At 71.8% G+C, this 22,849-nt stretch carries 19 protein-coding genes and 1 tRNA gene; 15 read left to right on the top strand and 5 right to left on the bottom strand.

From position 1 onward, the window contains the following. Positions 1 to 286: 286 nt before the first annotated feature. From B4N89_RS10630 to pth, 5 genes are all read left to right on the top strand, one after another. Positions 287 to 359: transfer RNA gene (locus B4N89_RS10630), tRNA-Gln, on the top strand. A 172-nt stretch (positions 360 to 531) separates the two neighbouring features. Next, positions 532 to 2,070: a bifunctional UDP-N-acetylglucosamine diphosphorylase/glucosamine-1-phosphate N-acetyltransferase GlmU gene (gene glmU, locus B4N89_RS10625; RefSeq protein WP_078975638.1), complete on the top strand. Its 1,539-nt coding sequence runs from the start codon at positions 532 to 534 to the stop codon at positions 2,068 to 2,070. Further along, complete coding sequence (locus B4N89_RS10620; RefSeq protein WP_078975637.1) at positions 2,067 to 3,044, top strand: ribose-phosphate diphosphokinase; 978 nt, start codon at positions 2,067 to 2,069, stop codon at positions 3,042 to 3,044. The genes glmU and B4N89_RS10620 overlap by 4 nt, the downstream gene beginning before the upstream one ends. 422 nt (positions 3,045 to 3,466) lie before the next feature. After that, positions 3,467 to 4,045, top strand: coding sequence for a 50S ribosomal protein L25/general stress protein Ctc (locus B4N89_RS10615; protein WP_078975636.1), 579 nt, complete (start codon positions 3,467 to 3,469; stop codon positions 4,043 to 4,045). Positions 4,046 to 4,083: 38 nt separating this feature from the next. Further along, the gene (gene pth / locus B4N89_RS10610; protein ID WP_078975635.1) at positions 4,084 to 4,680 is read left to right on the top strand and encodes an aminoacyl-tRNA hydrolase; all 597 of its coding nucleotides are present in this window, start codon (positions 4,084 to 4,086) and stop codon (positions 4,678 to 4,680) included. 73 nt (positions 4,681 to 4,753) lie between these two features. Here pth and B4N89_RS10605 read toward each other — a convergent pair whose 3' ends face one another. Next, complete coding sequence (locus B4N89_RS10605) at positions 4,754 to 5,236, bottom strand: SUKH-3 domain-containing protein (protein WP_078975634.1); 483 nt, start codon at positions 5,234 to 5,236, stop codon at positions 4,754 to 4,756. A 1-nt stretch (position 5,237) separates the two neighbouring features. Further along, positions 5,238 to 5,750 carry a YwqJ-related putative deaminase gene (locus B4N89_RS10600; protein WP_101897048.1) on the bottom strand — a complete coding sequence of 171 codons (513 nt, stop codon included), beginning with the start codon at positions 5,748 to 5,750 and terminating at the stop codon, positions 5,238 to 5,240. Positions 5,751 to 6,040: 290 nt separating this feature from the next. Here B4N89_RS10600 and B4N89_RS10595 point away from each other — a divergent pair, with 290 nt between their 5' ends. The 7 genes from B4N89_RS10595 to B4N89_RS49735 all read left to right on the top strand — a co-directional run bounded on the left by B4N89_RS10595 (position 6,041) and on the right by B4N89_RS49735 (position 13,278). Next, positions 6,041 to 7,114: a Gfo/Idh/MocA family protein gene (locus B4N89_RS10595; protein WP_078975633.1), complete on the top strand. Its 1,074-nt coding sequence runs from the start codon at positions 6,041 to 6,043 to the stop codon at positions 7,112 to 7,114. Next, the gene (locus tag B4N89_RS10590) at positions 7,111 to 8,079 is read left to right on the top strand and encodes an SDR family NAD(P)-dependent oxidoreductase (RefSeq protein WP_078975632.1); all 969 of its coding nucleotides are present in this window, start codon (positions 7,111 to 7,113) and stop codon (positions 8,077 to 8,079) included. Before B4N89_RS10595 ends, B4N89_RS10590 begins: the two co-directional genes overlap by 4 nt. Before the next feature lie 102 nt (positions 8,080 to 8,181). After that, positions 8,182 to 9,339 (top strand): DegT/DnrJ/EryC1/StrS family aminotransferase, encoded by a 1,158-nt coding sequence (locus tag B4N89_RS10585; RefSeq protein ID WP_235618557.1) that lies wholly within the window; start codon positions 8,182 to 8,184, stop codon positions 9,337 to 9,339. Continuing rightward, positions 9,339 to 10,049 (top strand): acetyltransferase, encoded by a 711-nt coding sequence (locus B4N89_RS10580; protein ID WP_078975631.1) that lies wholly within the window; start codon positions 9,339 to 9,341, stop codon positions 10,047 to 10,049. Before B4N89_RS10585 ends, B4N89_RS10580 begins: the two co-directional genes overlap by 1 nt. After that, entirely contained in the window at positions 10,039 to 11,175 is a 1,137-nt protein-coding gene (locus B4N89_RS10575; protein WP_078975630.1) for a DegT/DnrJ/EryC1/StrS family aminotransferase, read from the top strand. Before B4N89_RS10580 ends, B4N89_RS10575 begins: the two co-directional genes overlap by 11 nt. Continuing rightward, complete coding sequence (locus B4N89_RS10570; protein WP_078975629.1) at positions 11,172 to 12,752, top strand: MBL fold metallo-hydrolase; 1,581 nt, start codon at positions 11,172 to 11,174, stop codon at positions 12,750 to 12,752. Before B4N89_RS10575 ends, B4N89_RS10570 begins: the two co-directional genes overlap by 4 nt. Positions 12,753 to 13,122: 370 nt before the next feature. After that, positions 13,123 to 13,278, top strand: coding sequence for a hypothetical protein (locus B4N89_RS49735; RefSeq protein ID WP_161500688.1), 156 nt, complete (start codon positions 13,123 to 13,125; stop codon positions 13,276 to 13,278). A gap of 97 nt (positions 13,279 to 13,375) precedes the next feature. Here B4N89_RS49735 and B4N89_RS10560 read toward each other — a convergent pair whose 3' ends face one another. The 3 genes from B4N89_RS10560 to B4N89_RS10550 all read right to left on the bottom strand — a co-directional run bounded on the left by B4N89_RS10560 (position 13,376) and on the right by B4N89_RS10550 (position 16,980). Further along, a complete protein-coding gene (locus tag B4N89_RS10560) occupies positions 13,376 to 14,632 on the bottom strand; it encodes a nucleotide sugar dehydrogenase (RefSeq protein WP_078975627.1) in 1,257 nt (418 codons plus the stop codon). Positions 14,633 to 14,688: 56 nt separating this feature from the next. After that, positions 14,689 to 15,318, bottom strand: coding sequence for a hypothetical protein (locus B4N89_RS10555; protein ID WP_078975626.1), 630 nt, complete (start codon positions 15,316 to 15,318; stop codon positions 14,689 to 14,691). Between the two features lie 195 nt (positions 15,319 to 15,513). Beyond that, positions 15,514 to 16,980, bottom strand: coding sequence for an aldehyde dehydrogenase family protein (locus tag B4N89_RS10550; RefSeq protein WP_078975625.1), 1,467 nt, complete (start codon positions 16,978 to 16,980; stop codon positions 15,514 to 15,516). Positions 16,981 to 17,246: 266 nt separating this feature from the next. Here B4N89_RS10550 and mfd point away from each other — a divergent pair, with 266 nt between their 5' ends. From mfd to B4N89_RS10535, 3 genes are all read left to right on the top strand, one after another. Then, positions 17,247 to 20,804, top strand: a complete 3,558-nt coding sequence (mfd, locus tag B4N89_RS10545; protein WP_078975624.1) for a transcription-repair coupling factor — start codon at positions 17,247 to 17,249, stop codon at positions 20,802 to 20,804. Positions 20,805 to 21,011: 207 nt separating this feature from the next. Further along, the gene (locus B4N89_RS10540; protein ID WP_161500687.1) at positions 21,012 to 21,728 is read left to right on the top strand and encodes a SurA N-terminal domain-containing protein; all 717 of its coding nucleotides are present in this window, start codon (positions 21,012 to 21,014) and stop codon (positions 21,726 to 21,728) included. A 21-nt stretch (positions 21,729 to 21,749) separates the two neighbouring features. Then, positions 21,750 to 22,802: a MazG family protein gene (locus B4N89_RS10535; protein ID WP_078975622.1), complete on the top strand. Its 1,053-nt coding sequence runs from the start codon at positions 21,750 to 21,752 to the stop codon at positions 22,800 to 22,802. The last annotated feature ends 47 nt before the right edge of the window (positions 22,803 to 22,849 follow it).

The following is a 22,849-nucleotide window of genomic DNA, read 5'->3' as shown; positions in this document are numbered from 1 at the left end:
ATCGGGGACAGGCAACGCTACGGCGACGTAACCTACGGAGCCGTAAGTTCCGTCAGTATGGCAGGTCATGAGCGGAAAGCGAGGGGTCTGTACGCCTTCTCATTGTTGCCCTGCGCACCCCGGGGAAGACGTTTTCCGGGTGCGCGCGCGGGCATGCCGACGGCGCTTCGGCGATCTTGGGCCCGGTTTCCGGGGGGTTATTCGCGCACGGGACGCCGGGGGGCCGGCATAGTGGGTGCCGTGAAAACGGGATGAACCCGCTGCTCAAGCGGAATGCCCGATTCATTCCGCTATGGTGTAACTCGGCAGCACACGGGGTTTTGGTCCCCTTGGTCCAGGTTCAAATCCTGGTAGCGGAGCCCTTCGGTCGTGCAGGCCGCATCGGCGCGTGGAGGCTCCCGCCGACGGCGCTATCCTCATAGGGCCCGGTTTGTTCGGCTCGACTTCGTCGTGCCGTCGTTTCGTATCTCCGAAGTCGGCCTTCGGAGTCGTCGGGCATCACCCGCCAGCGATGCCGAGGAGCCTTGCTCTGTGAGCCCCATCCGCCCGGCTGCCGTCGTCGTACTCGCTGCGGGTGAGGGCACCCGCATGCGCTCCAAGACCACCCCGAAGGTCCTGCACGCCCTGGCCGGTCGCGCCATGGTCGGGCACGTGGTCGAGGCCGCCCGACGACTGGACCCCGAAGACCTGATCGTCGTCGTCGGCCACGGCCGCGACAAGGTCGCCGCCTACCTCTCCGTACTGGACCCGACCGCCAAGGTGGTCGTCCAGGAGGAACAGAACGGCACCGGCCACGCCGTGCGCGTCGCCCTGGACGGGCTCGCCGCGAGCAGCCGCGAACCCGACGGAGTGGTCCTGGTCACCTGCGGGGACACCCCGCTGCTGACCTCGGACAGCCTGGCCGCCCTGGTCGCCACCCACGAGAGCGAGGGCAACGCCGTCACCGTGCTCTCCGCGGTGGTGCCCGACCCCGCCGGCTACGGCCGGATCGTCCGGGAGAACACCCCCGACGGGCGCGGCGCGGTCACCGCGATCGTCGAGCACAAGGACGCCACCGCCGCGCAGCGCGCGATCGCCGAGATCAACTCCGGCGTGTACGCGTTCGACGGCAAGCTGCTGCGCGAGGCGCTGGGCCAGATCACCCCGCACAACAGCCAGGGCGAGGAATACCTCACCGACACGCTGCACGTGCTGCGCGAGGCCGGACACCGGGTGGGCGCCGCGGCCGCCGTGGACCACCGGGAGATCCTGGGCGTCAACGACCGGGTGCAGCTCGCCCAGGCACGGCGGGTGTTCAACGACCGCCTGATCGAGGCCGTGATGCGCGCCGGGGTCACCGTGATCGACCCCGCGACCACCTGGATCGACGTCGACGTGACGTTCGAGCCGGATGCCGTCGTGCACCCCAACACCCAGCTGCACGGCGTCACCAGCATCGCCGCCGAGGCCGTGGTGGGGCCCAACTGCACGCTGCTCGACACGGTCGTCGGGCCGCGGGCACACGTGTACAACACCACGAGCGAGGGGGCCGAGATCGGCCCCGAGGCGACCGTGGGCCCGTACACCTACCTGCGGCCCGGTACCCGCCTCGCCGCCAAGGCCAAGGCCGGCGGCTTCGTGGAGATGAAGAACGCCGTGGTCGGCGAGGGTTCGAAGGTGCCGCACCTGACCTATGTCGGGGATGCGACCATCGGTGTGGGCACCAACATCGGCGCGGCCACGATCTTCGTGAACTACGACGGCGTGAACAAGCACCACACAGTGGTCGGCGACCACGTCCGCGTGGGCAGCGACACCATGCTGGTCGCCCCGATCGAGATCGGCGACGGCGCCTACACGGCCGCCGGATCGGCGATCACCGAAGATGTCCCACCCGGTGTGATGGCGGTGGCGCGGGGGCGCCAACGCAACATCGACGGGTGGGTCGCACGCAAACGCGCGGGTACGGCCTCGGCGCAGGCCGCCGAACGCGCGCTCGCGTCGAGCCAGGGCGACGCGGGTGACGTGCACACAACGGCCGGGCCGAACGACGGTTCTGCCGAGGCGAATGGCAAGGAGACGGTGCTGTGAGCGGGATCAAGGTGACGCCTGAGCGCAAGCTCATGCTCTTCACGGGCAGGGCCCACCCCGAACTTGCGAAGGAGGTGGCCTCGGAGCTCGGTGCGGACCTCGTTCCCACCAAGGCCTTCGAGTTCGCCAACGGGGAGATCTACGTACGGTTCGAGGACTCCGTACGAGGTGCCGACGCGTTCGTGATCCAGAGCCACACGGCTCCGATCAACACGTGGATCATGGAACAGCTGATCATGATCGACGCGCTCAAGCGGGCCTCCGCCAAGCGCATCACGGTCATCGTCCCGTTCTACGGCTACGCCCGTCAGGACAAGAAGCACCGCGGTCGCGAGCCGATCTCGGCGCGGCTGATGGCGGACCTGTTCAAGACCGCGGGTGCCGACCGACTGATGGCCGTGGACCTGCACACCTCGCAGATCCAGGGCTTCTTCGACGGCCCGGTGGACCACCTGTTCGCGCTGCCGCTGCTGGCCGACCACGTGGGCAAGCGGGTGGACCGCGAGCGGCTGACCGTGGTCTCCCCGGACGCCGGCCGGGTCCGGGTGGCCGACCAGTGGACGGACCGCCTCGGCGCCCCGCTGGCGATCATCCACAAGCGCCGCGACCCGAACATCGCCAACGAGGTCACCGTGCACGAGGTGGTCGGTGACGTCACCGGCCGCACCTGTGTGCTGGTCGACGACATGATCGACACCGGTGGCACGATCTGCGCCGCCGCCGACGCGCTGTACGAGAACGGCGCGGCCGACGTGATCGTGGCCGCCACCCACGCGGTGCTCTCCGGCCCCGCCGTGGACCGGCTGAAGAACTCGCGGATCAGCGAGGTCATCGTGACCAACTCGCTGCCGATCGAGGAGGAGCGTCGGTTCGACAAGCTGACCGTCCTGTCGATCGCCCCGATGGTGGGCCGCGCGATCCGCGAGGTGTTCGAGGACGGCTCGGTCACGAGCCTGTTCGAGGGTCACAGCTGATCCGAAGGCCCCGCCGACATTCGGCACCTTAGCGGGATGCCGAGTCTCGACTGTTCCAACTCGCGTACGCCGCCCGTCCGTTCGGCCGGGCGGCGTATGTGTGCCCGCTCGCTCTTCGCGGTATCGTGCCCCGACCGGGGCGCGCGCCATCACTCGTTCGAGTGGTGCTTGTCGCGACCCGATTTCGGGTCGACCGAGATGAGCGGGTAGGCTAACGGGGTTGCCCGGCGAGGGATGCGCGCTACTTGCTCCGTGATCGACGCGGTAGTTGTGTGTCGTGTACTCCTCCAAGGCTTTTGCAGGGGACCCGGTGCCACTCGGGCACCTACGAACCGGCTCCGGCGATCACCGTCCGCAGTCGATCCGCATCATGGGGACCCCGCCCCGCCATCCGCCACCGCGTCGTTCGAGGAGTACCCGTCGTGTCCGAGGTCCGTATCGTCGCCGAGCCGCGTTCCGAGTTCGGCAAGGGTGCCGCCCGTCGCGCCCGTCGCGCGGGTAAGGTGCCGGCCGTCCTCTACGGTCACGGCTCCGCTCCGCTTCACCTTGCGCTTCCGGGCCACGAGCTCATGCTCGCGCTCAAGACCCCCAACGTGCTGTTCTCGCTGGACATCGACGGCAAGGCGCAGCTCGCCCTGCCCAAGGACGTCCAGCGGCACCCGATCAAGCGGCACCTCGAGCACGTCGACCTCCTGATCGTCCAGAAGGGCGAGACGGTCACGGTCGAGGTTCCGGTCAGCACCGTCGGCGAGATCGCCCCGGGCGGCCTGCTGGAGACCGTCGTCCCGGCGCTGCCCGTCGAGGCCGACGCCACCGCCCTCCCCGGCACCATCGAGATCGACGTGACCGGCCTGGAGCCGGGCGCCTCGGTGCACGCCAAGGACATCAAGCTGCCGAAGGGCACCGCGCTGGCGGGCGACCCCGAGGCCGTCATCCTGCACATCCTCACCCCGTCGGCGCCCGAGCCGACCGCCGAGGAGACCGCGGCCGAAGAGGCCTGAGTCGACACACGCGCAACGAACGCGGGGACAACGGCATCATGAGTGAGTCGCAGGCCCACGCCACCACGGACGACAGTCCCTGGCTGGTCGTGGGCCTCGGCAATCCCGGGCCCGAATACGCCGGGAATCGCCACAACGTCGGGTTCATGGTGGTCGACCTGCTCGCCGAGCGGGATCGGTCGAGATTCAAGGCGCACAAGTCGCGCGCCCAGGTGGTGGAGACCCGGATCGGGCCGCACCGGGTGGTGCTGGCCAAGCCGATGTCGTTCATGAACCTGTCCGGCGGTCCGGTGACCGCGCTGCGCGACTTCTACAAGATCCCGGTCGCGAACATCGTCGCGGTGCACGACGAGCTGGACGTCGACTACGGCGTGCTGCGGCTCAAGCGCGGCGGCGGCGACAACGGGCACAACGGCCTGAAGTCGATCACCAAGTCGCTCGGGCCCGACTACCTGCGAGTGCGGTTCGGCATCGGGCGGCCCCCCGGCCGGATGGACGTCGCGGCGTTCGTGCTCAAGGACTTCTCCGCGACCGAGCGCAAGGAGCTGGGGTTCGAGGTGGACCGGGCGGCCGACGCGTGCGAGGCGCTGGTCCGCGAAGGGCTGGAGCGGGCGCAGAACCGGTTCAACACCTGAGCGAGCCACGACGACGAAGGGCGGTGCCCCGAGGGGCACCGCCCTTTCGCATGCGGACGACCGCCGGCCGCGGTCACCAGCGCCCGTCGTCGCGGATGCGCACCGGGGCGTGGCCCAGGACCAGCGTGCTGATCGCGGCGTCCATCGACGAGCCGATGAACCACTCGCCGGTGTGGTCCACGCCGAACACCCGACCGCCCGGGTCGATGGCCAGGTAGGTGCTGCCGCCGTCCTCGTCGCCGAGTGGCGCCAGCGGGGTGCCGAGCGCGCGGCCCACGTCGGTCAGCGTGCGGGGCAGGTGCAGCCCCCGGGTGGGATCGATGGTGAACGGTCGGCGCAGCACGTCCCTGCCCGCGCCGCCGATCGCGAAGTGCAGGGTGCCGAACTCGGCCCAGGCCACCAGTGCCGCCGGGAACACGCTGTGCCGGTGTCCGTCGGGCGACTCGTGGTCGCTGATCTGCCGGGCCCACGTCTCGGCCTGGGTCAGCCGGCGCCGGCCCACCGTCCAGCCGGCCCGCTTGAGTTCGTGCACCACGTCGGAGGAGAACCGGGACACGTCAGCCGCTTTCCGTCGGTGTGACGCCGAAGTGGTCGAGCATCGGTGCGCAGGATCGGCACGGCGGCTGGTAGGTGTCGTGCTGCGGGTCGCCGTCCTCGCGGATCCGGCGCAGCGTCAGCTTGGCCCCCTTGAGCGAGCGGCGTGCCTCCTGCACGGTGAACGGCCGCCGGGCCGCCCGCTTGCTGCGCGCCGCCTCTGCCTCGAAGAGGTGCTCGGAGACCAGCTCGACCTCGGGGCAGCGGCCCCGCCAGCGCTCGCGCGATTCGCGCGGCAGCGCCAGCAGGAAGTCCCGCACCAGCGGATGCGGGTTCGGCACGGTGTCGCCCTTGGCGCCCGCCCGGGTGCTGATCCGCTTGCCGATGATCAGCGCGGCCGCCACGGCCGGGAGGATGCTCTCGCGCGTCCCCCGCGGTGTGCCCCGATCGGGGGTCTCGGGGGCCGGTTCGATCGTCGGATCCACTTCCGCCGTGCGTTCCTTCGCCAGTGTCGTCGTCGGGGTACCCGCGGCCACGTGGCGTTCCCTTCTCGTTCAGTGCTGCTTGCCGGGTGGCCGCTTGTGTCGATGCTGGGATCGTGCCGGCGCCCCGGATCGGTGACTGTGCGTGCAACAGCGTGCCAAACGCCTCGGCGTCACGTGCAACCGGGACTCCGCCAAGGATCTTCGCAGGCCGGTCCGACCCCCGCGGATTTCCCGGTTGACCCGCGCCGGGCCGGATCGGGCGCTAGCTTCGTTCGGGTGGGGGTGCCGTGCGGCGGCTGGGCCCGTGCGGCCGGGGGGTGCAGGGGAGTTGACGTTCCGTCATGTCGAATTCCGGGTCTGGTTCCGGATCCGGTCGGCCCATCGGGCTGGCCGTCATAGGGGCCGGCTACTGGGGGCCCAATCTGATCCGCAACGCGCAGGCCACGCCGGCGCTGCGGGTGGAGTGGCTGTGTGACCTCGACGAGGCGCGGGCCACAGCGGTCCTGGGCGACTACAGCACGGTGCGGGTGAGTACGTCGTATCGGGACGTGCTCGCGGACCCGGCCGTGGCGGCCGTCGCCATCGCGACGCCGGCCGCGACGCACTTCGAACTGGTCGCCGCGGCCCTGGAGGCGGGCAAACACGTCCTGGTCGAGAAGCCGATCACGGCCGCGTACGCCGAGGCGGTCAAGCTGGTCGAACTGGCCGAGCGCAGCGGGCTGACCCTGATGTGCGACCACACGTTCTGCTACATGCCCGTGGTCCGGCACATCCGAGAGCTGATTCACGGCGGCGAGGTGGGCGACATCCGCTTCTTCGACTCGGTCCGGATCAACCTCGGTCTGGTGCAGCCCGACGTGGACGTGTTGTGGGACCTCGCGCCGCACGACCTGTCCATCCTGGACTTCATCCTGCCGCCGGGGGTGCGTCCGGTGTCGGTGTCCGCGCACGGCGCGGACCCGCTGGGCACCGGACGGGCCTGTCTGGCCTACCTGGTGCTGCGGCTGAGCAACGGCGCCATCGCGCACGTGCATGTCAACTGGCTCTCGCCGACCAAGGTCCGCACCACCATCATCGGCGGCTCGCGGCGCACGCTGGTGTGGGACGACACCAACCCGGCGGCCCGGCTCCAGGTGCACGACAAGGGGGTCGACCGGATCGAGGACACCGCGCTCGACCACGACGCCCGCCGGGAGAAGCTGATCTCCTACCGGATGGGCGACGTGGTGTTGCCGGCGCTGCCCGAACGCGAGGCGCTGCGCGCGGTGATGGCCGAGTTCGCCGAGGCGATCGGCGCGGCGCGACCCGCGCTCACCGACGGTCGGGCGGGGCTGCGGGTACTGGAACTGCTGGAGGCCGCCTCGCGCAGCCTGGAACTGGGCGGCGTCGCCGTCGCCGTGGGGGAACAGTCGTGACGAGTGTCGAGATCGCCGGATCGCACTGCCTGGTCACCGGCGGGGCCGGGACCATCGGATCCACCATCGTGGACCGCCTGCTCGACGAGGGCGCGGCGAAGGTGGTCGTGCTCGACAACCTGACCCGGGGTCACCGGGGCAACCTGGCCCGGGCGTTGGCCGACGAGCGGGTCGAGTTGGTGGACGGCGACATCCGCGACCGCGCGCTGCTGGCCCGGCTGACGCCGGGTGTCGACGTGCTGTTCCACCTCGCCGCGATCCGGATCACCCAGTGTGTCGAGGAGCCCCGGCTCGCCCTCGAAGTGCTGGTGGACGGCACCTACGACGTGATGGAGGCGGCGGTCGCGGCCGGCGTGCGCAAGGTGGTCACGTCCTCCTCCGCGTCGGTGTACGGGCTGGCCGAGCACTTCCCGACCACCGAACTGCACCACCCGTACGACAACGACACGCTCTACGGCGCGGCCAAGCTGTTCAACGAGGGTCTGCTGCGCAGCTTCCGGGCGATGTACGGCCTGGACTACGTGGCGCTGCGCTACTTCAACGTCTACGGCCCGCGGATGGACGTACACGGCCTGTACACCGAGGTGTTGATCCGCTGGATGGAGCGGATCGGCAAGGGGGAACCCCCGTTGATCTTCGGTGACGGCCTCCAGACCATGGACTTCGTGTACACCGACGACATCGCGCGCGCCAATCTCCTGGCCGCGCGGGCGGATGCGAGCGGCGAGGTGTTCAACATCGCGTCCGGGAGCGAGACTTCGCTGGGCGCGCTGGCCGAGCGGCTGCTGGTGGTGATGGGCGCCGAGCACCTCGGCATCGAGTACGGTCCGGCCCGGGCCAGTGGCGGGGTGACCCGACGGCTGGCCGATACGACCAAGGCCGCGCGGGAGTTGGGCTTCACCGCCGAGGTGGACATCGACGAGGGGCTGCGCCGACTGGTGGCGTGGTGGCGGGACGCGGTCTGAACCGACGGGCGCACCGGGGGAGTTCGGTGCGACTCGGGCGTGGACACGCGGAGCTGGGACAAGGGTTCGGCGCGGACGGGGCTGGGGGAGGACACGATGGGCATGGAACGAATTCCGGTGATGCGGCCCTGGATGGGCGACGAGGAGGCGGCCGCGGCGGCCGACGCGGTGCGCTCCGGGTGGGTGGCCCAGGGGCCTCGGGTGGCGGCCTTCGAGCGGGCCTTCGCGGACCGGCTGGGGGTGCCGGAGGCGATCGCGGTGTCCTCGTGCACCACCGCGCTGCACCTGGCGCTGATCAACGCCGGGGTGGGGCCGGGTGACGAGGTGGTGGTGCCGTCGTTGTCCTTCGTGGCCACCGCCAACGCGGTGCGCTACGTGGGCGCGCGCCCGGTGTTCGCCGATGTCGAGCGGGCCACCGGCAACCTGACCCCGGAGACCATCGAGCCGGTGCTGACCTCGGCCACGCGGGCGGTGATCCTGGTCGACCAGGGCGGCATCCCGGCCGACCTGGACGCGGTGCGGGCCCTGGTGGACCGCCGGGGCATCGTGGTGGTGGAGGACGCGGCCTGCGCGGCGGGTTCGACCTACAAGGGCCGGCCGGTCGGCGCGGGGGCGATGTCCGCGACCTTCTCGTTCCACCCGCGCAAGCTGCTGACCACGGGCGAGGGCGGCATGCTCACGCTGGCGCGCGCGGGCCACGCGCCCCGGTTGCGCCGGCTGCGCGAGCACGGGATGAGCGTGAGCGCGGCCGATCGGGACGCGGCGGACCGGGCGGGCGGGGCGCCGGTGGTGGAGAGCTACGACGAACTGGGCTTCAACTACCGGATGACCGACGTGCAGGCGGCGATCGGCCTGGTGCAACTCGGCCGGCTCGCCGCGATGGTCGAGCGGCGGCGGGAGTTGGCGGCCCGGTACCGGGAGGCGCTGGCCGATGTCGCGGGCCTGGAGACGGCCGCGGATCCCGGGTACGGGCTGACCAACTTCCAGGCGTTCTGGGTGCTGCTGCCCGAGGACTTCCCGATGTCGCGCGACGAACTGCTCGGCGAGCTGGCCCGGGCCGGCATCTCCGCCCGGCGCGGGATCATGGCCGCGCACCTGGAGCCCGCCTACGCCGACGTCGAGCACGTACCGCTGCCCGTCACCGAGCGACTGACCCGCGACTCGTTGATCCTGCCGCTGTTCCACGAGCTGACCGAGGCGCAGCAGGAGCGGGTGGTCGCCGCGGTGCGGGCGGCGGCGGGCGTGCGGGCGGCCGTCTAGTGTCCTTTCGCGATCTGCTCCTCGTCGGCGCCGGGGGGTTCGCCCGGGAGGTCGCCGCCGCGCTGCCGGACTTCCGGGCCCCGCGCGGGAGTTCGGGATGGCGGCTGCTGGGGTTTTTGGACGACGACCCGGCCCGGCAGGACACCGAGGTGGACGGTGTGCCGGTGCTCGGCGGGGCGGATGTGGTGCACGAGTGGCCCGACGCCCTCGTGGTGGTGTGCACCGGCAGTCCGGCGCACTGGTGGAGCCGGTCGCGGGTGGTGGCCCGGCTGGGGCTGCCGGCCGAGCGCTGGGCGACGCTGGTGCACGTGAGCGCGGTGGTCCCGCGGACCTGCGAGGTCGGTCCCGGCGCGGTGCTGATGGCGCAGACGGTGTTGACCACCGGGGTCCGGGTCGGCGCCCACGCGCACACCATGCCGCACGTGGTGTTGACCCACGACGACGACGTGGGCGAGTTCGCCACGCTGGCCGCGGGAGTGCGGCTGGCGGGCGGGGTCGCGGTGGGCCGGGAGGCGTACCTGGGGGCCGGTGCGCTGGTGCGCGAGCACCGGGTGATCGGCGCCCGATCGCTGGTGGGGATGGGCTCGGTCGTGACGCGGGACGTCCCGCCGGCCGAGGTGTGGGCGGGGGTGCCGGCGCGCCGACTGCGCGCGGCGCCGGACCTCGCCGAATCGGAGCGACGAGGTGGGGGAGACACGCATGAGTGCTGAGCCGAACCGGATCCCGCTGGTGGATCTGGCCGCCGCGCACGCCGAGGTGGCGACCGAGGTGGCGGCCGGCATCGCCCGGGTCCTGGACACCTGCGCGTTCGTGGGCGGGCCCGATGTGGCGGAGTTCGAGACCGAGTTCGCCGCGTTCACCGGTGCCGCGCACTGCGTGGGCGTGGCCAACGGCACCGACGCGGTGGAACTGGCGCTGCGGGTGCTCGGGGTGGGCGCGGGCGAGGGCGTGGTGCTGCCCGCCAACACGTTCGTGGCGACCGCCGAGGCGGTGGTCCGGGCGGGCGCGCGGCCGGTGTTGGCCGACGTGGACGAGGACCACCTCCTGCTCGACCCGCAGCGGGCCGCCGAGGCGCTGGGCGACTCGTCGGGGCCCCGGGCCCTGCTGCCGGTGCACCTGAACGGGCAACTGGCCCCGATGGGCGCGCTGCGGGCGCTGGCCGAGGCGCGCGGGGTGTTCCTGGTCGAGGACGCCGCGCAGTGCCAGGGCGCCACCCAGGACGGCCTGGCTCCCGGCGCGTGGGGTCCGGACGCCATCGCGGCCACCAGCTTCTACCCCGGCAAGAACCTGGGCGCGTACGGCGACGGCGGCGCGGTGTGTACCGGCAACGAGGAACACGCCCGAATACTGCGCGAGTTGCGCGACCACGGCTCCTCGCGCAAGTACGTGCACACCCGGCTCGGGTTCAACTCGCGCCTGGACACCATCCAGGCCGTGGTGCTGCGCGCGAAGTTGCGCCGGCTCGCCGACTGGAACGTGCGGCGGCGGGCGGCGGCGGCGCGCTACGACGCGCTCCTGGCCGGTGTCGAGGGCGTCCGGCTGCCCCGCACCGCGCCCGGGAACGAGCATGTGTGGCACCTGTACGCGGTCCGGGTGCCCGAGCGGGACAAGGTGCTCGCGCTGCTGAACGAGGCGGGCGTCGGCGCGGGCGTGCACTATCCGGTGCCGGTGCACCTGCAACCGGCGTTCGCCGAACTGGGCCACGCCCGTGGCGACTTCCCGGTCACCGAGCGGGCCGCCGAGGAACTGCTGTCGCTGCCGCTGTACCCGCAGTTGACCGCCGGGCAGCAGGAGCGCGTCGCGGAGGTGCTCGCGGGAGCGCTGAGCCGGCTGTGACGGCCGGGTCCGAGCGCCGCCGGGCGCGGCCGGTCGCTCCCGGGCCGGACTCGCCGGCGCCCGGCGCGATCCGCTATCTCGGCCACGCGGGGTTCGTGGTCGCGCACGCCGGCGTCTCGCTGCTGATCGACCCGTGGTTCCATCCCGCCTTCCTCGGCTCGTGGTTTCCCTTTCCGGACAACCGCGAACTGCTGCCGGAGGTGGTCGCCGGCCGACCCGACCTCCTCTACCTCTCGCACCTGCACGAGGACCACTTCGACGAACGGCTGCTCGACCGGCTGGATCGGGGCGTCACCGCGGTGCTGCCCCGCTACCGGTCCAAGTCGCTGGTCCGGCGGATGACCGCGCTCGGGTTCCGGGAGCAGGTGGTGCTCGGCCACCGCGAGTCGTTCACGCCCGTGCCCGGGCTGACCCTGACGATGTTCCTCGACACCAGCCACAAGGAGGACAGCGGGCTGCTCGTCGACCTCGACGGATACCGCTTCCTCGACCTCAACGACTGCAACACCCCGCTCGGCGAACTCCCGGACGACATCGACCTGTTGTCCGCGCAGTTCTCCGGCGCGATGTGGTATCCGAACGCCTACGCGTACCCCGGGGAGACGCAGCGCGAGAAGACCGCCGAGGTGCGTTCGGACCTGTTCGACACGCTGGTGCGCAAGGTCCGGCTGACCGGCGCGCGGTCCTATCTGCCCTCGGCCGGCCCGCCGGTGTTCCTGGACCCGGAACTGGCCCGGTTCAACGACCGCGACGAGACCATCTTCCCGCTGTGGGACGCGTTCGCGGCCGACTTCGCGGCGGCCTGCCCGAGGGTGCGGGTGATCGAGGCGGCGCCCGGCGACGACCTCGCGGCGCCGACCGGCCCGGTGGCGCACTGGCGCACCGACGCCTACCTGAGCGCCTATCGGGACCGCCGCGAGCGGGAGTGGCGGGCGTACGCCGAACCGCCCTTCGAGCCGGTGACGCCGGCCGAACTGGACGCCTATTTCGCCCGGTTGCAGAGCTGGAACAAGCGTTTTCTCGGCGCGTGGCGCAAGGACGTGCGACTGACCTCGGACGGCGGCTCGTGGTCGGTGCGGCTGGGCCGGATCGCGGGCGACATCGTGTTCGAGGACGAACCGGTCGACCCCGCCTACACGATCGAGGTGCCGCAGCGGGCGCTGCGCGCGATCGTGGACGGCGAGGTCGGCTGGGAGGAGGCGCTGCTGTCCATGCGGCTCGGCCTGGCCCGCGATCCGGACGTGTTCGACCTGACCCTGATGAGCCTGCTGCGCTACGGCGAACACCCGGCGCAGACCATGCAGATGGTCAGGGAGCGCGAGTCGGCCGCACACGGCGAGTCGATCGAGCGGTGCGGGGTGCGGATGCAGCGCTTTTGCCCGCACGCCGGCGAGGACCTGTCGCACGCGGACATCGAGGCGGGGGTGCTGGAGTGCCCCCGACACCACTGGAAGTGGCGGTTGGACACCGGGGAGTGCGTCTCGGGCGGGACGGTGCCGCTGCGGGTCGGCCCGGCCGCCGCGCCCGGCCCGCTCGCCGCCGTCGATCCTGCCGGTCCGCGTGTCCCGAATCCGTGACATTCGCCGCCGGGGCCGAAGACATGCGTTCGAGGCGATCCGGTTGACATAACGTGTCGCGCTTATCGGCAGCCGACCGCCGCGCCTTGCGCGCCGTCACCCCGGCGAGCTATCCCGTACCACTCTTTCGTCGTAATAGGCAGAAAAGAACATTGATCGCGGTATTGCATCCTTTGTATGTCGATAGCGAAGCGGTAAGCATTCAAAAGGAAAACGTTTTTCTCCGGAACGTCCGGGTTCCGTCACGAGCGTGTCATGGCGTGTCGAGTGTCGGTCACACGGCGGTCGCAGGTGCTGCGGTGTGGCCGTCCAAGTCATTCGTGTCCTCGGTCGGGACGGGAGTGGCGCCCGTGATGTCTGGAGGTTGTCCATGAGCACCTGGGGATGGGTCTGCCAAGAAGGCGGTTGTCCGTCGAAGTCGGACGGCGCCCGCCAGCGGTACCGGTCGAAGGACGCGGCGCAGGTGGCGGCGAAGGCGCACACCAAGGCCACCGGGCACAAGACGAGGATCATCGAGTACAGGTAGGCCGGGACCGGCGGGAACGGGCCGCAGGAACCCGGGAGGTGCGGAACGGCGCACGGTGGTCGACGCCCCCGACCACCGCGCGCCGGCCGCGATCGGCCTACAACACCTCGATGTTGGGCCCCGCGCCGAGCACCCGACGACAGTCGAGCACGTACTCGGCGGTGCGCAGCAACTCCAGGTCCACGTCGTCGTGGTCCACGAGCAGGACGACCGCGTCGGCCGCGGCGACGGTCTCCGGCGTCAACTCCACGCGCCGCAACCGCGCGTCCACCACCTGGGACCGCTCCACGTGCGCATCCGCGGCGCTGACCTCGGCGCCCAGGTTCAGCAGCAGGCGGGCCACGTGCGTCGACGGCGACTCCCGGGCGTCGCCGGTGTTCTTCTTGTACGCGAGCCCCACCAACAACACGCGCGAGCCGTTGACCGAGCGCCGCCGGGTGTTGAACGCGGCGGTGAGCCGGCGGATCACGTAGTCGGGCATGTGGTTGTTGACGTCGTTGGCCAACTCCACGAAACGAAAGCTCCGACCCAGCGCGCGCTGCACCCGCCAGGACAGGTACGACGGGTCGATCGGCAGGCAGTGCCCGCCGACCCCGGGACCCGGCGTGAAGCGCAGGAACCCGAACGGCTTGGTGGAGCAGGCGTCGATCGCCTCCCACACGTCGATGCCCAGGTCGTGGGCGAACATGGCGACCTCGTTGACGAGCGCGATGTTCACGTGCCGGAAGGTGTTCTCGATCAGCTTGACCAGCTCGGCCTCCTTGGGCGAGGACACCGGCACCACGCGCTCGACCAGGGAGCCGTAGAAGCCCTTCACCACCGCGAGCGAGGCGGCGTCCACCCCCGAGACCACCTTCGGGGTGTTGACCAGGTTCCAGGTCGGATTGCCCGGGTCGATCCGCTCCGGGCTGTAGCCCAGGTGGAAGTCGCGGCCCGCGGTCAGCCCCGAGCCCTCCTCCAGGATCGGCCCGACCAACTCCTCCGTGGTGCCCGGGTAGGTGGTCGATTCGAGCACCACGCACGCGCCCGGGCGCAGATACCGCGCGAGCGTGCGGGCGCACTCCTCGATGTAGCTCAGGTCCGGTACGCCCTCGCGCAGCGGCGTGGGCACGGTGATCACCGCGATGTCGTAGCCGCCCAGATCCCTCGGCTCGCTCGTGGCGCGGTAGCGGCCCGCGTCCGAGATCGCGCGCACCTCGGCGGCGGGGATGTCCTCGACGTAGGACTCACCCGCCGCCAGCCGCTTGACCCGCCCCCGGTCGACGTCGTAGCCGACCACCTCGTGGCCCACCTGCGCGGCCCGAACCGCCAGCGGCAGTCCCACGTATCCCTGACCGGCGATGACAACACGCATCCGAGAATCCCCCTCCTCGCGCAGCCGCCCACCCCCGAGCGGCTGGGAATGCAACGTCAGGGGCGGCCTGGCACGTGATCGGCACGCGGCTTGGCCACCACCCAGGACGACACGAGCCCGGCCACCCGCTCACCGCGGACCACCGATCCGGGAAAGCGCGCGGCCAACTCCGCGCGCCGGGCCGGAAACACCCTCGGCGCGCAGCCGTCGATCCGGGTCCGGACCCGACCGGGCAGCAGGTGCACGGCGGGCAGCGAGGTCTGCGGATCGAGCGGGTGCTCGCGCGCGGCGGTGCGCAGCCAGTAGCGCTCGGCCGAGGCGTGCACGACATCGGCGAGCCGGGCCCGGTCGGTCGGCGCGGCCAGCCGGTCCAGCAGGCCGTCGCATACCACCAGGTCGCAACCGCCGTTCCAGGCCAGCGGATCGCCGGCCTCCACCGCCAGCCACGGGGCCGGTTCGGCGGCCCGCTCGGCCGTCGTGACCACCCGCACGTGCGCGGGCCGTACCGGGGCGTGCCACCAGAACTCGGCACAGCCCCCCAGGTCCACCACGCGCAACCGCTCGATGTCCGGGAACGCCTCGCGGAACCACAACCATCGTCGCGCCCGCACCCCGGCTTCCACCTGGGTACGCGCGGCCCCCGCGCGCACCGACCAGGCCCGGACCAGACGTTGCGGTTGCGACATCGCGAGAGATCCCCCCTGACGGGCCCACGACCGAGCGCCGCGAACCGCCCATCAGGTTATGGCCACACCTCCACCCCCACGCGGGAAACCCGCGAACCCGCGATGTCCCGGACGCGAACACGAAGGGGCCGCCGCAAACGGGCGAGCGGCCCCGGGGAGGGATCCCGGGGCCGCTCGCGGACCGTGTCGCGCCGGTCAGGCGCTGGGCCAGACGATGCTCTGGATCTCGCTGTAGGCGGCCAGGCCGTAGGAACCGCCGTCGCGGCCGACGCCCGACTGCTTGAAGCCGCCGAACGGGGCCTCCATGTTGCGCCCGACGGTGTTGACCCCGACACCACCGGAGCGCAGCCGGCGGGCGATGCCGTAGGCGCGCGTGGTGTCCCCGGCGAAGACGTAGGAGATCAGGCCGTAGTCCGAGTCGTTGGCGATCCGGATCGCCTCCTCCTCGTCCCCGTCGAACGGGATCACCGTGACCACCGGGCCGAAGAACTCCTCGCGCGCGATGGTCATCTCGTTGCTCGCGTCCGCGAACAGCGTCGGCGCCACGTAGAAGCCCTTCGCGAAGTCGGGCCGCTCGCCGCCGACCACCAGGCGGGCGCCCTCCTCGCGGCCCTTGGCGATCAGCGCCTCCACCCGGCCGCGCTGCACCGCGGAGATGACCGGGGTGACCTGCGTCGCGGGATCCAGCGGGCTGCCCACCTTCAGCCCGTTCGCGTGCTCCGCGAGCCGCTCCACGAGCCGGTCGTAGATGCCGCGCTGGGCGATCACCCGGGTCGGCGCGGTGCAGATCTGGCCCGCGTAGAAGCTCCACACCGTGCCGATGCCGTGCACCGCCGCGTCCACATCGGCGTCGTCGAGCACGATGCACGCGCCCTTGCCGCCCAACTCCATCAGCTGACGCTTGAAGGTACGGCCGGCCACCTCGGCGATCCGCGCGCCGATCGCGGTCGAGCCGGTGAAGCTGATCATGTCCACGTGCGGCGAGGCCACCGTCGCCTCGGACACGTCCACCCCCGAGCCGGTGACCACGTTCAGCACACCCGCCGGCAGCCCGGCCTCGGCCAGCGCCTCGGCCATCCGGTACACCGCCAGCGGGTCCTGCGGCGCGGGCTTGACCACGACCGTGTTGCCCATCGCCAGCGCCGGCGCGACCTTGCCCGCGGTGTTCGCCAGCGGGTTGTTGTACGAGGTGATGCAGGTGACCACGCCGACCGGCTGGCGCACCTCCACGGCGCCGAAGATGCCCGCCCGGCTCAGCGCGGTCTCGGGGGTCGGCTGCGGGGCGAGCGGGAACTCGGTCGGCTCGAGCGCGCCCTTGGCGTAGCGCTTGAACCGGGAGTACGTGGTGCCCAGCTGCATCATGCCCGCGACCGAGAGCGTGGCGCCGGTCTCGGTGGAGGCCAGCGGGACCACCTCGCCGCCCATCTTCAGGAACAGGTCCGCGGCCCGGTCCAGGATCCGGGAGCGCTCCTCGGGGGTGGTCCGCGACCAGGTGCCGAACGCCTCGGCCGCCGCCGCGGTCGCCGCGGTCGCCTGCGCCGGCGACGCCTCGGGCGCCAGGCCCACGACCTCCTCGGTGGCCGGGTTGATCACCTCGTAGTGACCGCGCTCCGGCTCGACCCATTCGCCGCCGATGTAGAGCTTTTGCTGCGCGCTGCTCATCGTGTCCGTCGTCTCCCCTGGTCCAGCCGCTGCCCGGACTCCCGACGGCCGCCCGCCGGAAATCCGACGACCCGTCAGATTCCTGTTCGCAGGCCATTGGACCCCCTATCGGTCACATTGCCAAGGGGGAGGGACGGGCGGTACTGGTCACAGTCACACGTTGCCATCGCGGGCGGTACCGACCCCTTCGGGCGTAGGGTTGTCGGGGAACCCCGGTCCTTTTCCAAGGTCGGGGCCGTTCGCGTTGCGGAGGATCCAACCGGCCCATGAGCCTGACCGGTCTGCTAGACATCGTCGTCCAGGACCCCGCCGTCGCCGAGGCGGTGCGGGCCGCGTCCGAGGGCCGCGGTACCGCCCTCGACCTCGTCGGACCACCGGCGCTGCGCCCCTTCGTGGTGGCCGCCGTCGCCGCCCGCGCGGATCGACCCGTACTCGCGGTCACCGCCACCACCCGAGAGTGCGAGGACCTCGTCGCGGCCCTGGGGTCGCTGCTGCCCGAGGACTCCGTCGTGGAATACCCCTCGTGGGAGACGCTGCCGCACGAGCGGCTGTCCCCGCGCTCGGACACCGTCGGCCGCCGGCTCGCGGTGCTGCGCCGGCTCGCCCACCCGACCTCGGGCGAGCGCGCCGACGCCGGCACCGGCACCCTCAAGGTCGTCGTCGCGCCCATCCGCAGTGTGCTCCAGCCGCAGGTCAAGGGCCTGGGCGAGCTGGAGCCCGTGGCCCTGGTGGCCGGGCAGGAGATCGATCTCGACACCGTGGTCGAGCGCCTGGCCGCGGCCGCCTACGCGCGCGTCGACCTGGTGGAGAAGCGTGGCGAGTTCGCCGTACGCGGCGGCATCCTCGACGTGTTCCCGCCGACCGAGGAGCACCCGCTCCGGGTCGAGTTCTGGGGCGACCAGGTCGAGGAGATCCGCTGGTTCAAGGTCGCCGACCAGCGCTCCCTGGAGACGGCCGAACACGGCCTGTGGGCTCCGCCGTGCCGAGAGCTGCTGCTCACCGACGAGGTGCGCGAGCGGGCCCGCGAGCTGTTGGTGGAGCATCCGGGGCTGGTCGAGATGCTCGGCAAGATCGCCGAGGGCATCGCCGTGGAGGGCATGGAGTCGCTCGCCCCCGCGCTGGTGGACGACATGGAGCTGCTGCTCGACGTGCTGCCCGCGGGCAGTCACGTGCTGGTCTGCGACCCCGAGCGGGTCCGCACCCGCTCCGCCGACCTGGTGGCCACCAGTCGCGAGTTCCTGGACGCGTCCTGGGCCGCGGCGGCGGGCGGCGGGGAGAGCCCGATCGACCTGGGCGCCGCGTCCCTGTGGAGCCTGGCCGACGTGCGCGAGCACGCCGCCGGGATCGGCGTGCCGTGGTGGTCGCTCAGCCCGTTCGGGACCGACGCCGACGACTCCGGCACCGAGATCGGCGCGGTCGAGGTCGAGGCCTACCGCGGCGACGCGCAGCGGGTGCTGGCCGAGATCAAGGGCCGACTCGCCGACGACTGGCGCGTGGTGTTGGTCACCGAGGGCCACGGACCGGCCGCGCGCTTCGTCGAGACGCTGTCCGGCGAGGGGGTGCCGGCCCGGCTCGACGCGGACCTCGCCGAGGTGCCGGAGACGGGCGTGGTGCACGTGACCACCGGCTGCATCGGACACGGCTTCGGCTCCGAATCGCTGCGCACCCTGGTGCTGACCGAGGAGGACGTCTCCGGGCAGCGCACCTCGACCAAGGACATGCGCCGGCTGCCCAGCCGGCGGCGCAACATGGTCGACCCGCTTCAGCTCAAGCCCGGCGACTTCGTGGTGCACGAGTCGCACGGCGTGGGGCGCTACGTGGAGATGGTCCAGCGCACGGTGCAGGGCGCGCAGCGCGAGTACCTGGTCCTGGAGTACGCCCCCGCCAAGCGCGGCCAACCGGGCGACCGCCTGTTCGTGCCCACCGACCAGTTGGAGCAGGTCACCAAGTACGTCGGCGGCGAGAGCCCGTCGCTGCACCGCCTCGGCGGCGCCGACTGGGCCAAGACCAAGGCCAAGGCGAAGAAGGCGATCAAGGAGATCGCGGGCGACCTGATCAAGCTCTACTCGGCCCGGATGGCCGCGCCCGGACACGCCTTCGGCCCGGACACCCCGTGGCAGCGCGAGTTGGAGGACGCCTTCCCCTACGTCGAGACGCCCGACCAGCTCTCCTCGATCGAGGAGGTCAAGGGCGACATGGAGAAGCCGATCCCGATGGACCGGCTGATCTGCGGCGACGTCGGCTACGGCAAGACCGAGATCGCGGTGCGCGCGGCGTTCAAGGCGGTCCAGGACGGCAAGCAGGTGGCCGTCCTGGTGCCCACCACGCTGCTCGTCCAGCAACACTTCTCCACCTTCTCCGAGCGCTACGCGCAGTTCCCGGTGGTGGTGAAGTCGCTGTCCCGGTTCCAGACCGAGACCGAGGCCAAGGCGGTGTTGGAGGGCCTGCGCGAGGGCTCGATCGACATCGTGATCGGCACCCACCGGCTGTTCTCGGCCGAGACGAGGTTCAAGGACCTGGGCCTGGTCATCGTCGACGAGGAACAGCGCTTCGGCGTCGAGCACAAGGAGCAGTTGAAGAAGCTGCGCGCCAACGTCGACGTGCTGACCATGTCGGCGACGCCGATTCCGCGCACCCTGGAGATGGCGGTCACCGGCATCCGCGAGATGTCCACGATCACCACGCCGCCCGAGGAGCGGCACCCGGTGCTCACCTTCGTGGGGCCGTACGAGGAGAAGCAGATGGGCGCCGCGATCCGGCGCGAACTGCTGCGCGAGGGGCAGGTCTTCTACATCCACAACCGGGTCGAGTCGATCGACCGCGCGGCGGGCCGGATCCGCGAACTGGTGCCCGAGGCCCGGGTGGCCATCGCCCACGGCCAGATGCACGAGAACGCGCTGGAGAAGGTGGTGGTGGACTTCTGGGAGAAGGAGTTCGACGTCCTGGTCTGCACCACGATCGTCGAGTCCGGCATCGACATCTCCAACGCCAACACGCTGATCGTGGAGCGGGCCGACAACTTCGGGCTGTCCCAACTGCACCAGTTGCGCGGCCGGGTGGGCCGGGGCCGCGAGCGGGCCTACGCGTACTTCCTGTACCCGCCGGAGAAGCCGCTGACCGAGACCGCGCACGAGCGCCTGGCCACCATCGCCCAGCACACCGAGATGGGCGCGGGCATGTTCGTGGCGATGAAGGACCTGGAGATCCGCGGCGCGGGCAACCTGCTCGGCGGCGAACAGTCCGGGCACATCGCGGGCGTCGGGTTCGACCTGTACGTGCGCATGGTGGGCGAGGCGGTCAACCAGTACAAGGAACTCGCGGCGGGCGGCGACGGCGCGGAGGAGGTCCCGGAGATCCGGGTCGAACTGCCGATCGACGCGCACGTCCCGCACGACTACGTGCCCGGCGAGCGGCTGCGCCTGGAGGCCTACCGGCGCATCGCGGCGATCACCTGCGAGGCGGACATCGACGCGGTGCGGGCCGAACTGGTGGACCGCTACGGGCCGTTGCCGCAGCCGGTGGAGAACCTGCTGGAGGTGGCCCGGTTCCGGGCGCACGTACGCACCGCCGGGATCGCCGACGTCACGCTCCAGGGCAACTTCGTCCGGTTCGGCCCGGTCGAACTGCGCGAGTCGCAGCAGTTGCGGCTCCAGCGGCTCTACCCGAAGACGCTGGTCAAGGCGGCGACCCAGCAGATCCTGGTGCCCAAGCCGATGACCGCCCGGATCGGCGGGCAACCGCTGCGTGACGGGGCGCTGTTGACCTGGGCGCGGGATCTGGTGGACGCGATCCTGCTGGAGCCGATCGCGGCGGCGAAGAAGTAGGCCCGAGCCGGCTCCCCGGCCGGCGGACCGGCGCGTCGTCGCCGGTCCGGCAGCCGCGGCCGGTGGCCGGCCGCCGCGGATGATCTTGGCGAATGTGCGGACTTCGGGCGTGCCCACCCGTATCTTTGATCGTTGGTCATGGGTCGCACATCCGCCGTGGCCGACAGTCGTACCGCCGTACAGCGCCATCGAGCATCGGGAGTTCGTGTGAGTCGCACGTCGCGTTCCGTCCCTGTCGATTCCGCGCACCGCCGGCGGCGGGCCGCGTCCCGGGCCCGGGTGGCCGCGGTGGGGCTGGTGCTGGTCACCGGCTTCGCGCTCTCCGGCTGCTCGGAATCCAAGGCGGGCGCGGCCGCCATGGTCGGCGGGGAGCGCATCGAGATCTCCACCCTCAACGCCAAGGTCGACAAGCTGGAGCAGGCGTTCTCCCGGCAGAACCTGCCGCTCAACGGCACCAGCGCCCAACTGGAGGCCAACCAGGCCGAGTTGGTCCAGCTGATCTCGCGTCGGGTGATCGCCGAGGCGGCCGAGCGCAACCACGTCGGTCTGAACGCGACCCAGGTGCTCCAGGCCCGCCGCACGCTGGAGGCCCGGCTCGGCGGCCCACAGAACCTGGAGGCCCGCCTGGTGCGGATCGGCGTGCTGCCCGCCGAGGTGGACGACTTCGTCCGGACCGAGGCGCTGAAGGCGGAGATCGCCCGGGTGCGCCACATCGACCTGGGCACCGCCGACGGCCAGGCGCAGCTGGACGCCTACCTGGGCGACGTGGCGACCTCGATGAAGATCAAGGTGAACCCGAGGTACGGCACCTGGGACTCGGCGAAGCTGACCACCACCGCCGCGTCCTACTCGTGGCTGGCCCCGGGCACGCAGCCGGCGGCCGGTTCCGCCGACGCCCCGCCCGGGGCGGCGAGCGGCACCTGAGCCGGACCGTAGGCTGGCCGGGTGAGTGATTCGCCTACCGCCGCGCCGCCCGCCCGCCTCGTCCTGCTCGCCGGCACCCACCGGGTCGCCCCCGGCCTGCTGAGCTGGCCCGCGTGGCGCACGCTGCGCGAGGCGGCCGGCACGCCGACCGGGTGTGTGCTGACCGCCGACGCCGACCACCCCCAACTGCCGTATCTGCGCGAGGCGGGCGTCGAGGTCGACATCGCCGACCTCGACGCGGGCCCGCTCGCGCTCGCCCGGCACCTGCTCGACCGGGCCCGCACGGGCCTGGTCGTCTGGCTCGCGGCGACCGACGACGACCCCGGCCTGGGCCCGGCCCTCGCCCGGGTCGCGGCCGGCGACGAGGGCGGCGAGCCGGTCCCGGAGATCGAACTGCTGCCCGGCGCCTGGGACCTGCCGGGCGCGCGCCTGCTCGACCTGGTCGCGGTGATGGACCGGCTGCGCTCGCCCGGCGGCTGCCCGTGGGACGCGAAGCAGACCCACGAGTCGCTGGCCCGCTACCTGGTCGAGGAGACCTACGAACTGGTCGACGCGATCGACTCGGGGGACCGGGACCACCTGCGCGAGGAACTGGGCGACGTGCTGATGCAGGTGTTCTTCCACGCCCGGGTCGCCCAGGAGGACGAGGCCGACCCGTTCGGCATCGACGACGTGGCCGGCGGCATCGTGGACAAGCTGATCAGCCGCCACCCGCACGTGTTCGCCGACGTGGAGGCCGACACCCCGGAGGCGGTCGAGGCCAACTGGGACGCGCTCAAGGCCGCGGAGAAGTCGCATCGCGCGTCGGCCCTCGACGGCATCGCGATGAGCCAGCCGGCGCTGGCGCTGGCCGCGAAGTTCCTCTCCCGCACCGGCAGGGCCGGCCTGACCGTGCCCACCCCCGCGCTCCCGCCGGCCGTCGACGCCGACGACTACGCCGGCCCCGAGGCGATCGGCGACCTGCTGCTGGCCGTCACCGAACTGGCCGCCCGTCAGGGCGTCGACGCCGAGACCGCGCTGCGCGCCGCGACCCTGCGCCACGGCGACCGGGTCCGCGCGGCGGAAGCCGGCTGACGGTCGCCGACTCCGAACGCCCGAGGGCCCGGAACCGAAGCACGGTT

It is taken from the genome of Embleya scabrispora, from assembly GCF_002024165.1.
Lineage (GTDB): Bacteria > Actinomycetota > Actinomycetes > Streptomycetales > Streptomycetaceae > Embleya > Embleya scabrispora_A.
This window is presented reverse-complemented; position numbering and strand designations above follow the sequence as displayed.

Excerpts from the sequence above, each read along its gene's own strand:
- pth (WP_078975635.1), top strand. The coding sequence starts at position 4,084 with ATGAGTGAGTCGCAGGCCCACGCCACCACGGACGACAGTCCCTGGCTG.
- B4N89_RS10595 (WP_078975633.1), top strand. The coding sequence starts at position 6,041 with ATGTCGAATTCCGGGTCTGGTTCCGGATCCGGTCGGCCCATCGGGCTG.
- B4N89_RS10585 (WP_235618557.1), top strand. The coding sequence starts at position 8,182 with ATGGAACGAATTCCGGTGATGCGGCCCTGGATGGGCGACGAGGAGGCG.
- B4N89_RS10575 (WP_078975630.1), top strand. The coding sequence starts at position 10,039 with ATGAGTGCTGAGCCGAACCGGATCCCGCTGGTGGATCTGGCCGCCGCG.
- B4N89_RS49735 (WP_161500688.1), top strand. The coding sequence starts at position 13,123 with ATGAGCACCTGGGGATGGGTCTGCCAAGAAGGCGGTTGTCCGTCGAAG.
- B4N89_RS10560 (WP_078975627.1), bottom strand. The coding sequence starts at position 14,632 with ATGCGTGTTGTCATCGCCGGTCAGGGATACGTGGGACTGCCGCTGGCG.
- B4N89_RS10555 (WP_078975626.1), bottom strand. The coding sequence starts at position 15,318 with ATGTCGCAACCGCAACGTCTGGTCCGGGCCTGGTCGGTGCGCGCGGGG.
- B4N89_RS10550 (WP_078975625.1), bottom strand. The coding sequence starts at position 16,980 with ATGAGCAGCGCGCAGCAAAAGCTCTACATCGGCGGCGAATGGGTCGAG.
- mfd (WP_078975624.1), top strand. The coding sequence starts at position 17,247 with ATGAGCCTGACCGGTCTGCTAGACATCGTCGTCCAGGACCCCGCCGTC.